Annotated in this window: 12 protein-coding genes; 4 read left to right on the top strand and 8 right to left on the bottom strand. The window is 46.1% G+C overall.

The window, feature by feature from the left end; all coding sequences use genetic code 11:
- Window positions 1–4: 4 nt before the first annotated feature.
- Together ACXAJH_RS01530 and ACXAJH_RS01525 are read right to left on the bottom strand one after the other, a co-directional pair.
- Window positions 5–277 (bottom strand): UPF0223 family protein, encoded by a 273-nt coding sequence (locus ACXAJH_RS01530; RefSeq protein WP_474968384.1) that lies wholly within the window; start codon window positions 275–277, stop codon window positions 5–7.
- A 16-nt stretch (window positions 278–293) separates the two neighbouring features.
- Window positions 294–1,265, bottom strand: a complete 972-nt coding sequence (locus ACXAJH_RS01525; RefSeq protein ID WP_474971528.1) for an NAD(P)H-dependent flavin oxidoreductase — start codon at window positions 1,263–1,265, stop codon at window positions 294–296.
- A 108-nt stretch (window positions 1,266–1,373) separates the two neighbouring features.
- Between ACXAJH_RS01525 and ACXAJH_RS01520 the strand changes: the two genes are divergently transcribed.
- Window positions 1,374–2,843 (top strand): aminotransferase class I/II-fold pyridoxal phosphate-dependent enzyme, encoded by a 1,470-nt coding sequence (locus ACXAJH_RS01520; protein ID WP_474992919.1) that lies wholly within the window; start codon window positions 1,374–1,376, stop codon window positions 2,841–2,843.
- Window positions 2,844–2,889: 46 nt separating this feature from the next.
- Here the strand turns inward: ACXAJH_RS01520 and ACXAJH_RS01515 are convergent, their stop codons facing one another.
- Together ACXAJH_RS01515 and ACXAJH_RS01510 are read right to left on the bottom strand one after the other, a co-directional pair.
- Window positions 2,890–3,000 carry a GapA-binding peptide SR1P gene (locus ACXAJH_RS01515; protein WP_084162990.1) on the bottom strand — a complete coding sequence of 37 codons (111 nt, stop codon included), beginning with the start codon at window positions 2,998–3,000 and terminating at the stop codon, window positions 2,890–2,892.
- Between the two features lie 210 nt (window positions 3,001–3,210).
- Window positions 3,211–4,098, bottom strand: coding sequence for a polysaccharide deacetylase family protein (locus ACXAJH_RS01510; protein WP_474991819.1), 888 nt, complete (start codon window positions 4,096–4,098; stop codon window positions 3,211–3,213).
- A gap of 129 nt (window positions 4,099–4,227) precedes the next feature.
- On the opposite strand from ACXAJH_RS01510, the gene ACXAJH_RS01505 reads away from it, so the two are divergent.
- The 3 genes from ACXAJH_RS01505 (at window position 4,228) to ACXAJH_RS01495 (ending at window position 7,466) form a co-directional block, all read left to right on the top strand.
- Window positions 4,228–5,298 carry an FUSC family protein gene (locus tag ACXAJH_RS01505; RefSeq protein ID WP_474970382.1) on the top strand — a complete coding sequence of 357 codons (1,071 nt, stop codon included), beginning with the start codon at window positions 4,228–4,230 and terminating at the stop codon, window positions 5,296–5,298.
- A gap of 55 nt (window positions 5,299–5,353) precedes the next feature.
- A complete protein-coding gene (locus tag ACXAJH_RS01500) occupies window positions 5,354–6,886 on the top strand; it encodes a glycine betaine uptake BCCT transporter (protein ID WP_474968380.1) in 1,533 nt (510 codons plus the stop codon).
- A gap of 199 nt (window positions 6,887–7,085) precedes the next feature.
- A complete protein-coding gene (locus ACXAJH_RS01495; protein ID WP_474968379.1) occupies window positions 7,086–7,466 on the top strand; it encodes a hypothetical protein in 381 nt (126 codons plus the stop codon).
- Between the two features lie 138 nt (window positions 7,467–7,604).
- Here the strand turns inward: ACXAJH_RS01495 and lpdA are convergent, their stop codons facing one another.
- The 4 genes from lpdA to pdhA are packed head-to-tail and all read right to left on the bottom strand — an operon-like array spanning window position 7,605 to window position 12,415.
- Window positions 7,605–9,014 carry a dihydrolipoyl dehydrogenase gene (gene lpdA, locus ACXAJH_RS01490; protein ID WP_474968378.1) on the bottom strand — a complete coding sequence of 470 codons (1,410 nt, stop codon included), beginning with the start codon at window positions 9,012–9,014 and terminating at the stop codon, window positions 7,605–7,607.
- Window positions 9,015–9,017: 3 nt separating this feature from the next.
- A complete protein-coding gene (locus tag ACXAJH_RS01485; protein WP_474992917.1) occupies window positions 9,018–10,322 on the bottom strand; it encodes a dihydrolipoamide acetyltransferase family protein in 1,305 nt (434 codons plus the stop codon).
- A gap of 29 nt (window positions 10,323–10,351) precedes the next feature.
- Window positions 10,352–11,329 carry an alpha-ketoacid dehydrogenase subunit beta gene (locus ACXAJH_RS01480; RefSeq protein ID WP_027954054.1) on the bottom strand — a complete coding sequence of 326 codons (978 nt, stop codon included), beginning with the start codon at window positions 11,327–11,329 and terminating at the stop codon, window positions 10,352–10,354.
- 3 nt (window positions 11,330–11,332) lie between these two features.
- Entirely contained in the window at window positions 11,333–12,415 is a 1,083-nt protein-coding gene (gene pdhA / locus ACXAJH_RS01475; protein ID WP_474968376.1) for a pyruvate dehydrogenase (acetyl-transferring) E1 component subunit alpha, read from the bottom strand.
- Between the last annotated feature and the right edge of the window lie 535 nt (window positions 12,416–12,950).

The raw sequence follows: 12,950 nt of genomic DNA, 5'->3' as shown, positions 1-12,950 counted from the left end.
TTCTTTACATTTTCAATCGGTCACCCTCTGAGAGACTGCGCGCCTGCTTCACTGTACGGTAACAGGAATATCCGGAATCTTTTTCAAACTGCCCGCAGAGTGTTTTTTCTTCACTCTTCGATGGCACAATCTGTTTAAACCGTGTATAAGCCAGCAGCAGGTCGTCCCGCTTCACTCCCTGCTCATACGCTTGTTCAACGATACTGTAGAAATTCACAACATCGATGATCTCTTCCTTTGACCAGTGGATTTCATCAATTGGATAAGTATAACTCATCTTTTTTCCTCCTTCATCAGGACCAGCGGGTGCGGATATCCTCCGCTTCCTTGATCACCCGGTCAAAGAGTTCTTCGACCGTTGGGACATCATGGATGCGGGAGGCAATCTGTCCGGCCCATCCAAAGCCTTGACCGGCCTGTCCTTTGTATATAAATGTTTTATTCGCATCCCCGCTGATATAGGAGCGGAGACCGTCATAGCCGGCATTTTCCTGCTCCAATTCTAAAATACGAGTTGTCCAGTCATTTTTCAAGGCCCGGGCCGGAGCTTTTAAACTTCTTTTAATGACGGTCGTTGACGTTTCATCTGCTTTAATCAGGGCGTCCTGGTAGGCGGGGTGCGCATGGGTGCACTCTTTTGTAGCAATAAAACGTGTTCCCATTTCCACTCCTTCCGCACCAAGGGACAACGCAGCCATTAAACCCCGGCCGTCTCCAATTCCCCCGGAAGCAATAACCGGAATATCGACGGCATCGACGACCTGTGGAGTAAGGACGAGCGTCCCCACATCATCACGCCCGAGGTGGCCTCCCCCTTCATGACCGACCACCATCACAGCATCCGCCCCAAGCTCCTGAGCTTTTACCGCCTGCCTCCGCGCAGCAACAAGGACGAGCGTTTTAATGCCGGTACCTTTAAGCGCTTCCAAAACACCTTGTGGATTCCCTCCAGTAACAGAAACCACGGGCACCTGCTCATCCACGGCTGTCTGCACCATTTTTTCAAAAGGGCGCCCGTGCTGGCCGATCGCAAAATTGACCCCGAACGGCCGGTTGGTTTTTTCCCGGACCAGCTTAATTTCTTTTTTCAAGTGTTCGGGTCCCTCCATGCTCATAGCTGTCAGCTGACCAAGCCCGCCTGCATTCGAAACAGCGGCGGCCAGATTCGAATAGGCCAGATAGGCCAGCCCTCCCTGTATGACCGGGTATGTAATGTCCAAAAGTTCCGTCACTCGTGTATTCCATTTCATTTGCTCCACCTCCATACTTCTAGTTTAGCACGATTGGAAAAAGGAGACATAAAAGACTGGCGCAAGGTTCTGGACTCTGCTATAATTCATTTGCTTTTCTATTATAAAGAGGTGTTCCCATACATGAATCAACATGAAACCCCCCTGTTTACAGGGTTGAAAAAACACCGGGAGCGCAATCCCGTACAATTTCACATCCCCGGTCATAAAGGCGGACGTGGAATGGACGAGGAATTCCGTTCCTTTATCGGTGAAAATGCATTATCGATTGATTTAATTAACATACAGCCATTGGATGATCTCCATCATCCACAAGGCATGATCAAAGAGGCACAGGAGCTTGCAGCAGAGGCTTTTGGAGCCGACTACACGTTCTTTTCTGTTCAAGGGACCTCAGGAGCCATTATGACGATGATACTTAGTGTATGCCAGCCGGGCGACAAAATCATTGTTCCAAGAAACGTGCACAAGTCGGTAACCACTGCCATCATTTTTTCCGGGGCCAAGCCTGTTTTTATCCATCCGGAACTGGATGAACGATTTGGCATTTCCCACGGCATTACGACAGACGCCGTGAAGAAGGCCTGTGAGGCACATCCGGATGCTAAGGGCCTGCTCGTTATCAATCCGACGTATTTCGGTGTGTCGGCTGATTTAAAAGGAATTGTGGATATTGCCCACAGCTTTGATATACCCGTCCTCGTCGATGAGGCTCACGGTGTGCATATACACTTCCATGAGCGTCTGCCTATGTCCGCTATGGAGGCCGGAGCGGATATGGCTTCCACCAGCGTCCACAAGCTGGGCGGGTCCTTAACGCAGAGCTCTGTTTTGAATGTAAGAGAAGGGCTTGTGTCTCATGAGCGTGTACAGGCTGTATTGTCGATGCTTCATACGACATCGACCTCCTATATTCTGCTGGCCTCCCTGGATACAGCAAGGCGTCATCTTGCCATTCATGGACATCAACTGATGGAAAATGCTATTCTGCTGGCCGATCGCGCACGTGAAAAGCTCAATCAAATTCCAGCCATTTTCTGTCCAGGTGCTGATATTTTATCGTCCAGCGCAACGATCGACTATGACCCGACCAAACTGATTATTTCAGTGAAAAATCTCGGCATGACCGGTTACGATGTTGAAGTGTGGTTAAGGGAGAATTACAGCATTGAGGTGGAACTTTCCGACCTTTACAATATTCTTTGTATCATCACTCCAGGCGACAGCCTGCAGGAAGTCGAAAAACTTGTACAAGCGCTGCATCATTTAACAGATCTGTGCCGGACCGAGGCCGAAGTAACACCCGTTTCTGTAAAAGTTCCTGACATCCCTGTTCTTGCGCTCTCTCCAAGAGAGGCATTCTACTCCACCACCGAGACGGTTCCTTTGAAAAAGGCAGCAGGCAGAATCAGTGCCGAGTTTGTGATGGTCTATCCCCCGGGAATCCCTATTTTCATCCCTGGAGAAATCATTACCGCCGATAACATTGATTACATTTATGAAAACGTGGAGGCAGGACTCCCTGTCCAGGGACCCGTTGATGATACCTTAGAAACAATCCGAGTCATCCGTGAGCAGAAAGCCTTCAAGTAAACCTAAAAAAAGCCGGACGCATCACAGCGTCCGGCTTTTTTCAGGTTTATTTTTCGGTATCCGTGCATGTCGGGCATGTGCTGTATAAAGTAGAAACCTTCTCGTTTTCGTAATGCTCAATCACCTTTTGACAGTCTTGACATACGATTGTTCCCATTCATATCCACCCCTTCATTTTGTAATCGTTTTCAATGTAGTTTTATTTTAATATGGCTTATTGTGAAAATCAACCCTTTTAGTATAACTTTTTAAAATATATGTCATACTAATAAGTCGCCCACCTACCATTATATGATCCTGTTCTTCAAAAAAGAATAAAAGAAAAAGGAAGCCGGGCGGCTTCCTTTTTTTAAGTGAAGGTCATTATTTAAGGGGTTTGAATAAGCGCTGGATCAAGCAGGGTATATCCTTTATCCCTCAATCCATCTACGATATCCCCGAGAGCTTTATTCGTCCAGTCACGGTCGTGCATCAGCAAGTTTGCGCCGTTGGCCAGCAATGGTGTATTAACCATTATATCAGCGAGCGATGACGCATTTTGGTATTCCTGTTCCCAATCATAGCCATACGTCCAGTTCATCAGCAGCATGCCCTCTTCCTTTACGAGCTGCTTGACATAGTCTGTATTCGAGCCAAACGGCGAACGGTAAAACACCGGCCGTTCCCCGGTAATTTCTTCAATCTGGTCACTTACTGTCAGGATTTCCTCCCGCTGTTCCTCCTCGGACATTGTTTTAAGATCCTTATGGGAATAAGTATGGTTTCCGATTGGGAAGCCCATGTCATGAATGTCCTTCACCCACTGCTTTCTCTTTTCTGCCAGTTCTTCATCCGGAGTGTCTAAAAAGTGTCCATTTACAAAGAAAATGGCGGGGGCACCTTTCTCTTTCAAAGTTTCAGCCATCTCCATGGCATGTTCATCAGGTATATCATCAATCGTTAATAAAGCCACCTTCGGATCAGCATCTGCAATCGGCTGGAAAGACCAGGTGTCTGTCATTTCATATTGAGCCTCTTTCTGCACGAAAGCTTCCTGCGCAGCCTCTTCCTCATCTGACGCTTGCTGCGTTTCTTCTTCTTCCTTTTCCCCTTCTTCAGGGTTTTCTGACGACTCCGTACTGTCCTTTTCCTGCTGCTCAGCAGCCGGTTCATCTGACGCTGTCTGATCTTCTTCTGCCCCTGATGTTCCCTCGTTGCCGCCACAGGCAGCCAGGAATACAAGCATAAGCAGGAACACACTAAACCATCGTTTCATTTTTGACCCTCCACTGTTATGTATTTCCACTTTTATCATTATAATAGATTATCCGACATTTTTTCTATCGTTTTTGGGTAATTTATTATATAATAAGGAACCGTGGTCAGAAGACACGACATATGGGTGATGGTTATGCTTCATACATTGAAGAAATTTAAGATTTTAGGAAGCCGGACGTTGAAAACGGGAATCTCTGTCTTTTTGACTGCATTAATATGCGGTTTTTTTAATTTGCCGATCATCTTTGCTGTTATTACAGCTATAGTGACCATCGAGCATACGGCAGCAGATTCCATTAAGAAGGCAGCGGTCCGGTTTCCTGCATCAGCAATCGGGGCTTTACTTGCAACTGCCTTTTATGGATTATTCGGTAAAGGTGCGCTGACATTCGCACTGGTCGCCATGGCTACGATTGCCGTCTGCCACAAATTAAAGCTTGATGATGGGATTTTGGTGGCCACGATCACAGCTACAGCTATGATTCCCGATTTTCAGGACCAGTATTTTGTTTCGTTTTTCACAAGATTGGGTACTACATCCATTGGGATCATCATATCGACATTTGTGAATTTTTTCCTGCTTCCACCCAACTATTCCCCCACGATTTACAAAAACATCAATGGTCTGTATAATCAAGCTGGTCTGCTCTTAAGGCGTATAATCGAGAATGTAACGGCAGATTCTAAAGAGAAATCCCGTGGGATTCAGCGGTCATACCGACAACTCACTGCCCATCTGGAAACAACGAACCAGCTGTCACGGTATCAGCGTGAGGAGTGGAAGTACCATCGTCATACCGACGAAGAGATGGTTTCTTTTCAGCTTTCACAGCGAAAGCTTGCCGCTTTTCAGCAGATTGCCTATCATTTGGGGAACCTGCAGTATGTCCAGACAAAAGCCTCTGATTTTACGGAAAGCGAAAAAAATCTGCTTCTCGAACTGACGGATGAATATGTCAATGTACTGCTTGACCCGGCTCATTCGATCAGGGAGAAACAATTCAATATGGTGCATCAATTGGATGAAGCATTTTGGAAATGGAAAGAAGAACATGTCGTGAAACAGACCGGGTACAGGCATCACTTACCCCCTCAAACCATTTTAATCTACGAAATGCTTTGTTTTCACGATGTTCTGGAAGAATTGCAAAATTTGTCAGAAAAACAGATGCATGTCGTGAAAAGGTGCTACTTTTAGACCTGATTTTTATGAGGGGAATCAAACATAATACTTAATAGGAGGGATTTTCTTCATGAATCAAGTGACGAAAGTGTTTTATATCTCTGTTGTCGCTGCACTATTATTCATTGGATGGGGTGTTATTCCTGAATCCACCCTTCCCACGTGGAACTTAAGCAACGTTACATCTACAATTCAGGGATTTCTAACCGATAAATTCGGATGGTTTTATCTATTATCTGCTACAGGCTTCTTAATCTTTGCCATCTTCCTCGTCTTTTCTAAATTCGGAAAGCTGAAGCTTGGTAAGCCTGACGACGAGCCGGAATATCCATACATTACATGGTTTGCGATGCTGTTTAGTGCAGGCATGGGGATCGGCCTTGTATTCTGGGGAGCTGCGGAGCCACTTTCCCACTTCCACACGCCGCCACTTCCAGGACAGGAGGCTATGAGTGAAGAAGCAGCCCAGGCTGCCATGAAATATTCCTTCTTCCACTGGGGACTCCACCCTTGGGCCATTTATGCTGTACTTGCTCTTGCCCTTGCCTACTTTAAGTTCAGAAAAGATGCCCCTGGTGTTATCAGTGCGGCTCTTACACCGGTATTAGGCGAGAAGAGAGTAAAAGGTCCAATCGGTACAATCGTGGACTTTATCGCTGTATTTGCCACAATCTTTGGTGTCGCTACATCACTCGGACTTGGTGCCCTGCAGATTTCAAGTGGTCTTGCATTTGTCATCGATGGACTTGAGGATACGTTTACACTGCAGCTGATCATCATTTGTGCTGTTACCGTATTGTTCATGGTTTCTGCTATGACAGGATTGAACAAGGGGATTAAATACCTGAGTAATACAAACATCGTACTAGCGATTACATTAATGGTTTTCCTACTGTTTGCAGGTCCTACGAACTTTATTATGGATTACTTCACGACGACATTCGGTTCTTATGTCCGTGACCTTCCTTATATGAGTTTCCGTCTGACGCCTTTTGCTGAGGATAATTCCTGGGTTCAGGGCTGGACGATCTTCTACTGGGCATGGTGGATTTCATGGGCACCATTCGTAGGTACATTCATTGCCCGTGTATCCCGCGGCCGTACCATCCGTGAGTTCATTCTTGGTGTCCTGCTCGTTCCAACGATCTTCGGTGCCCTTTGGTTCTCCGTATTCGGCGGAACAGCAATTTCTCTTGAATACTTTGACGGTATAGATATCATCTCTGACGTTAATGAACTTGGTACAGAAGTTGCTCTATTCTCCATGCTCGAGCACATTCCGCTCGGAGCTGTCATGAGTGTCATCGGACTGCTGTTAATCAGCACATTCTTTATCACATCTGCCGACTCTGCAACCTTCGTTCTTGGTATGCAGACGACAAATGGAAGCCTGAATCCTAAAAACCAGGTGAAATTCACTTGGGGAATCATTCAGGCAGGAGCTGCTGCTGTGCTGCTGTGGCAGGGTGGATTGGGAGCCCTTCAAACAGCTGCCATTATCGCAGCCTTCCCGTTCACATTCATTTTAATTCTCATCTGTTTCTCCCTGTTGAAAACGTTCCAGGAAGAAGCGAAGAAAGTCGACCTTAAGAAAAAACGATAAGCTCAATAAAAATGCCCGGGTAAAATACCCGGGCATTTTTATATCCAATCCTACTCTCCATGATAACCTCCCCTCTTTAACATCTCTTTTCATTATAAAACACCAGGCTTTCATTCCTGTGACAAATCCATAACAACCCGGGATCCATCTTCTTCATCTGTTAAACTGAACATGAACTCAGATAAGGGAGAGAAGCTGCATGCAAACAAACAAACTTATGATCTTCACCGTCCTTCTCCTATTAATGGGCTGTATCGGTCAGTCTGAAGAAGTCCAGGTCCTTTCTACATCTCCTGATGATTATGATTTATACCTCTACACGAATCCAGATCAGGAGGAAAAGGCTGAAAACTACATGAGCGCCCTTCTGAATTGGAAATTAGAGCACCAGGACCAAAACCGCCTGCAATTCAAACAAACGACCACAGACTCCCACAAAGTCGAAGATATTGAAGGGGCTTCTCTCCCTATGCTCGTTGTCAAAAAGGAAGGCCGTACGATTACCCGGCTTTCCGGTATTGAAACCGAACATCGAATTTCATCCACCCTGGAGGAAGCACTCGTGCTCTCAGGAACATAAACAACATACCTCCAAACAAAAAGAAGCACCCGCTCCCGGCGGACTGCTTCTTTTTAATTCAGGGGCGCTGATCCCCCGTTTTATGTGGAAACATAAAAAAACTACCGGACTTTTTGTCCGGCAGTTTTTACTTTATCATTACTTCGTGATGTGAATCGGCTGACCGATAGCAACTTCAGCAGCTTCCATCGTAATCTCACCAAGTGTAGGGTGAGCGTGGATGGTAAGAGCCAAGTCTTCAGCAGTCATTCCAGCTTCAATGGCAAGACCAAGCTCAGCAATCATGTCACTGGCATTTGGACCGGCAATTTGAGCACCGATAACAAGATCATCATCTTTACGCGTAACGAGTTTAAGGAAACCGTCACTGTCGTTAAGAGAAAGGGCACGACCATTAGCTGCAAACGGGAATTTAGAAGCTTTCACTTCATATCCTGCGTCTTTAGCTTCCTGCTCAGTATAACCAACAGAAGCAAGTTCTGGATCAGAGAATACTACAGCAGGGATGCCGTGGTAATCAATTTCTGTTTTCTCGCCTGCAATAGCTTCAGCAGCCACTTTCGCTTCGTAGGAAGCTTTGTGAGCAAGCGGAGGTCCAGCTACGATATCACCAATCGCATACACGTTATCAAGGTTTGTGCGGCACTGGTTGTCGATTTCAATCAGACCTTTATCCGTCATGTTCAATCCAAGATCTTCAAGACCGATTTCATCAGTGTTCGGACGGCGTCCAACCGTTACAAGAACGTAATCAGCATCAACGGTTTTTGTTTCGCCTTTCACTTCATACGTAACTGTTACGCCATTTTCTGTTTCTTCCACACCTTGAGCCATCGCGTTTGTTTCAATGGCCACGCCTTTTTTCTTCAGACGTTTCTTCACAATGGAAGACATTTGTTTTTCGAATCCGCCAAGGATATCTTTCATACCTTCAAGGATGGTTACTTCCGTATCGAAGTTTGCGTACGCTGTACCAAGCTCCGTACCGATGTATCCTCCTCCGATTACGACAAGCTTCTTAGGAACTTCCTGAAGGGAAAGAGCTCCTGTAGAATCAAGCACGCGGTCAGAGAACTTGAAGTTTGGAAGTTCAATTGGACGGGATCCTGTTGCGATAATCACATTGTTGAACGTATAGGTTTGAGAGTTTTTCTCATCCATAACGCGTACCGTGTTTTTATCGACAAAGTATACTTCACCTTTTACGATGTCTACACTGTTTCCTTTAAGAAGACCTTCAACACCGCCGGTAAGTTTGTTTACAACGCCGCTCTTCCATTCCTGGACCTTGGAGAAGTCAACCGTTGTATTTTCAGATTGGATACCCATGTCGTCGGCACCTTTAGCATGCTCGTAACGGTGACCCGCCTGAATCAATGCTTTTGAAGGTACACAGCCGACGTTCAAGCAGACACCGCCAAGGTTGCCCTTATCAACGATGGTTACTTTCTGACCCGTCTGGGCGGCGCGGATGGCAGCAACATAACCGCCTGGGCCCGCACCTACTACTAATGTGTCTAGTTCAATTGGGAAATCTCCTACTACCATACTTTACGCCTCCATCATAATTAGTTGTGGATCGTTCAGTAAACGCTTGATGTTGTTCATTGCGTGCTGAGCTGTTGCACCGTCAATAATACGGTGGTCAAAGCTTAGGGAAATAGCAAGAACTGGAGCCACTACGACTTCACCATCGCGTACGATCGGCTTATCAGCGATACGGCCGATTCCTAGAATAGCTACTTCAGGGTGGTTGATAACTGGTGTAAACCACTGACCACCGGCAGAGCCGATATTCGTAATCGTTGTGGAAGCACCTTTCATCTCTTCACCAGAAAGTTTACCATCACGGGCTTTAACAGCCAGTTCATTGATTTCACTTGAGATAGAGAATACAGACTTACGATCCGCATCTTTAACGACAGGAACCATCAGTCCTTTTTCTGTATCTGCAGCAATACCAATATTATAGTAGTGTTTCTGAATAATTTCATCCGTATTGTCATCAATGGACGTATTTAGAACAGGGAATTTCTTCAGTGTAGAAACAAGGGACTTCACAACATATGGAAGGTAAGTCAGCTTGATATCCTGTTCTGCAGCAACGCTCTTGAACTTCTTACGGTGTGCAACAAGTTCAGAAACATCCACTTCATCCATCAATGTTACGTGAGGAGCTGTATGCTTGGAGTTCACCATAGCTTTGGAGATCGCTTTACGGATTCCACTCATCTTCTCACGAGTTTCTGGATAAGCTTCGCCTGCAGCTGGTGCTGCCGGTTTGCTGGAGGCTTCTTCCTGCTTCTCTTCCTGAGCTGGAGCTTCAGAAGAAGCTGTATCCGCTTGTCCACCGTTCATGAAGCTTTCAATATCTTCCTTAAGAACACGGCCATTTTTGCCTGAACCCTGGACCTGACGGATTTCAACGTCATTGTCACGGGCAAACTTACGTACAGACGGCATAGCGATGACGCGCTTGTCTTCGTCTACATCTGCATCTGCAGAAGATGCAGCCGGCTGTTCAGTTTTTTCTTCTTTGCTTTCTTCTTTAGGAGTCTCTGCTTTTTCTTCCTCAGCGCTCTCTTCCTGAGGAGCTTCAGAAGAACCAGTGTCCTCGGAACCGTCATCAATTGTGATGATTACAGTACCTACGGTTGTTGTTTCGCCTTCATCAACATGGATCTCTTTTACAGTACCATCCACCTGGGAAGGAATTTCAACAACGGCTTTGTCGTTCTGTACTTCACAGAGTACATCGTCTTCTTTTACTTCGTCGCCTGGTTTGACGAACCACTTTGCAATTTCACCTTCGTGGATACCTTCACCGATATCAGGCAGTTTAAATTCAAATGCCACGGGTATTCCCTCCTAGTAATTAGAGATAATTAAAAGTTCATAACGTCGTTGACTTTTTCAACGATCGTGTTGTGATTAGGAAGCCATACTTCTTCCGCTTGAGTAAATGCATATACCGTATCTGGTGCAGCTACACGCAGAACCGGGGCCTCAAGGTGAAGAATCGCTTTTTCCTGGATTTCAGCTACAATGTTGGAAGCGATACCGGCCTGCTTTTGTGCTTCCTGCACAACAACGGCACGGTTTGTCTTCTTCACAGATGCAAGGATTGTTTCGTAGTCCACAGGGGAAACCGTACGAAGGTCAAGAACCTCAGCGCTGATTCCATTTTTCTCAAGTTCTTCTGCCGCTTTAAGGGAAGAATGAACCATTGCACCATAAGCAACAAGAGTTACATCTGTACCTTCGCGCTTAACGGCTGCCTTATCCAGATCCACCGTGTACTCTTCTTCCGGTACTTCTTCACGGAAAGAACGGTAGAGCTTCATATGCTCAAGGAAGATAACTGGATCATTATTACGGATGGAAGAGATCAAAAGACCTTTGGCATCGTAAGGGTTGGATGGAATAACTACACGCAGGCCAGGCTGCTGTGCCATTAGACCTTCAAGGCTGTCCGCGTGAAGTTCAGGCGTGTGAACACCGCCGCCGAACGGAGAACGAACCGTGATCGGCATTGGACGTGTACCGCCGGAACGGTAGCGGTAACGAGCCATTTGGCCGCTGATCGCATCCATGACTTCGTAAACGAAGCCGAAGAATTGAATTTCTGGTACCGGGCGGAAGCCGGTTAGTGCAAGTCCGATGGACATACCGCCGATTCCGGATTCAGCCAGGGGTGTATCAAATACACGGTCTTCGCCGAATTCTTTTTGAAGACCTTCAGTAGCACGGAATACTCCGCCGTTTTGACCAACGTCTTCACCATAGATCAGCACGTTTTCATCATTTTTAAGTTCTGTGCGCATCGCGTCTGTGATGGCTTGAATCATTGTCATTTGTGCCATGATTTACTTCGACTCCTTTTCCTTATATTCTTCCAGCTGCTCCTGTAGGTTGGATGGAAGTTCCTCGTGCATGATACCGATAAGATCGGCTACCGACTGCTTAGGAGTGTTGTCAGCTTCTTTAACCGCTGCTTTGATTTCTTCTTTTGTTTTTTCGATCAGTTCGTTCTCTTCCTCTTCAGACCAAAGACCTTTAGCTTCGAGGAATTTACGGAAACGCACGATTGGATCTTTCTTCTCCCACTCGCTGTCTTCATCTTCCGTACGGTAGCGTGTAGGATCGTCACCAGCCATGGTATGAGGGCCGTAACGGTAAGTAAGAGTTTCGATCAATGTAGGACCTTCACCGTTTACAGCGCGGTCACGAGCTTCTTTTGTAGCCGCGTAAACAGCAAGAACATCCATACCATCAACCTGGATTCCTTCGATACCAGCAGCGACTGCTTTTTGAGCAATGGTCTGAGCCGCAGACTGCTTCTCTACAGGTACAGAGATCGCAAAACGGTTGTTTTGTACAACGAAGATCGCCTGGGCACCGAAAGCACCTGCAAAGTTGATACCTTCGTAGAAGTCACCCTGGGAGGCACCGCCGTCACCAGTATAAGTAATCGCTACAGCGTTTTGGCCGCGCTTTTTATAGCCAAGACCAACGCCGGCTGTTTGTGTAATTTGTGCACCAATAATAATCTGCGGGCTTACTGCGTTCACGCCCTCAGGCATTTGGTTTCCTTTGAAATGTCCACGGGAGAATAGGAAAGCCTGGTGAAGTGGAAGACCGTGCCAGATCAACTGTGGTACATCACGGTATCCCGGCAGGATAAAGTCTTCTTTCTCCAATGCAAACTGGCTTCCAAGCTGTGAAGCTTCCTGCCCTGCTGTTGGAGCGTAGAAACCTAGACGTCCCTGGCGGTTAAGCGCAATAGAACGCTGGTCCAAAATACGCGTATATACCATACGGCGCATGATTTCTTTTAAATCTTCATCTGATAGGTCAGGCATGAAATCGTCATTTACAATTTCGCCTTCTTCGTTAAGGATTTGAAACGTTTCGAACTGGTTTTCAATGTTCTCTAGAGTTCGTTTCAAGTCATTCACCCTTTCCTTTCGTATTTTAAAAATGGATGCTGTAAGTAGCTTTCCCAATTATGAAAAAAACTGTACCGATTTGCTCTTTACGTTTTACCCCTCACATCCATGGATTAATCATGACGAGGAGATATCTAAAACTGTTACAATTGTTAACTAAGATTCAATGGTACAATGTCAATCCACTTTGTAGTTTAGCTCAATTCGTCATCATTCGTCAATCACTTCGATGCAGATAATATCCAGATGAGGAAAGAGCCGCTGCACAGCAGTCGAAACCCGGCAGATCCTGCGGTAAAAAAAACTAACACTGTATCACCCAAAATTTAATCCTGTATTAATCTTATGTTTTTTCTCCTTAATAATCAAATGGGAGGCTTTAATAGGCAGGCATTTCCGGGCAGTCCAGTCAGCGTGAATCATATCCGGTGCGTAAAGCACCCTTCTTCGCGGCATGGATGGACTTAAGACTCCGGTCACCCCTCGCCCATGGGCAGGTGTCAAAACGGGGAGGGTTGAAGCGTCATCATAAAAA

The sequence above is a fragment of the Halobacillus sp. ABD4_316 genome (assembly GCF_056161385.1).
Note: the sequence above shows the minus strand (reverse complement) of the source record. Positions and strands in the feature narration are given on the sequence as shown.

Coding starts and splice junctions, on each gene's coding strand:
- ACXAJH_RS01500 (WP_474968380.1), top strand. CDS start 5,354: ATGAATCAAGTGACGAAAGTGTTTTATATCTCTGTTGTCGCTGCACTA.
- ACXAJH_RS01480 (WP_027954054.1), bottom strand. CDS start 11,329: ATGGCACAAATGACAATGATTCAAGCCATCACAGACGCGATGCGCACA.
- ACXAJH_RS01510 (WP_474991819.1), bottom strand. CDS start 4,098: ATGAAACGATGGTTTAGTGTGTTCCTGCTTATGCTTGTATTCCTGGCT.
- ACXAJH_RS01530 (WP_474968384.1), bottom strand. CDS start 277: ATGAGTTATACTTATCCAATTGATGAAATCCACTGGTCAAAGGAAGAG.
- ACXAJH_RS01515 (WP_084162990.1), bottom strand. CDS start 3,000: ATGGGAACAATCGTATGTCAAGACTGTCAAAAGGTGATTGAGCATTAC.
- ACXAJH_RS01495 (WP_474968379.1), top strand. CDS start 7,086: ATGCAAACAAACAAACTTATGATCTTCACCGTCCTTCTCCTATTAATG.
- lpdA (WP_474968378.1), bottom strand. CDS start 9,014: ATGGTAGTAGGAGATTTCCCAATTGAACTAGACACATTAGTAGTAGGT.
- ACXAJH_RS01505 (WP_474970382.1), top strand. CDS start 4,228: ATGGTTATGCTTCATACATTGAAGAAATTTAAGATTTTAGGAAGCCGG.
- ACXAJH_RS01520 (WP_474992919.1), top strand. CDS start 1,374: ATGAATCAACATGAAACCCCCCTGTTTACAGGGTTGAAAAAACACCGG.
- ACXAJH_RS01525 (WP_474971528.1), bottom strand. CDS start 1,265: ATGGAGGTGGAGCAAATGAAATGGAATACACGAGTGACGGAACTTTTG.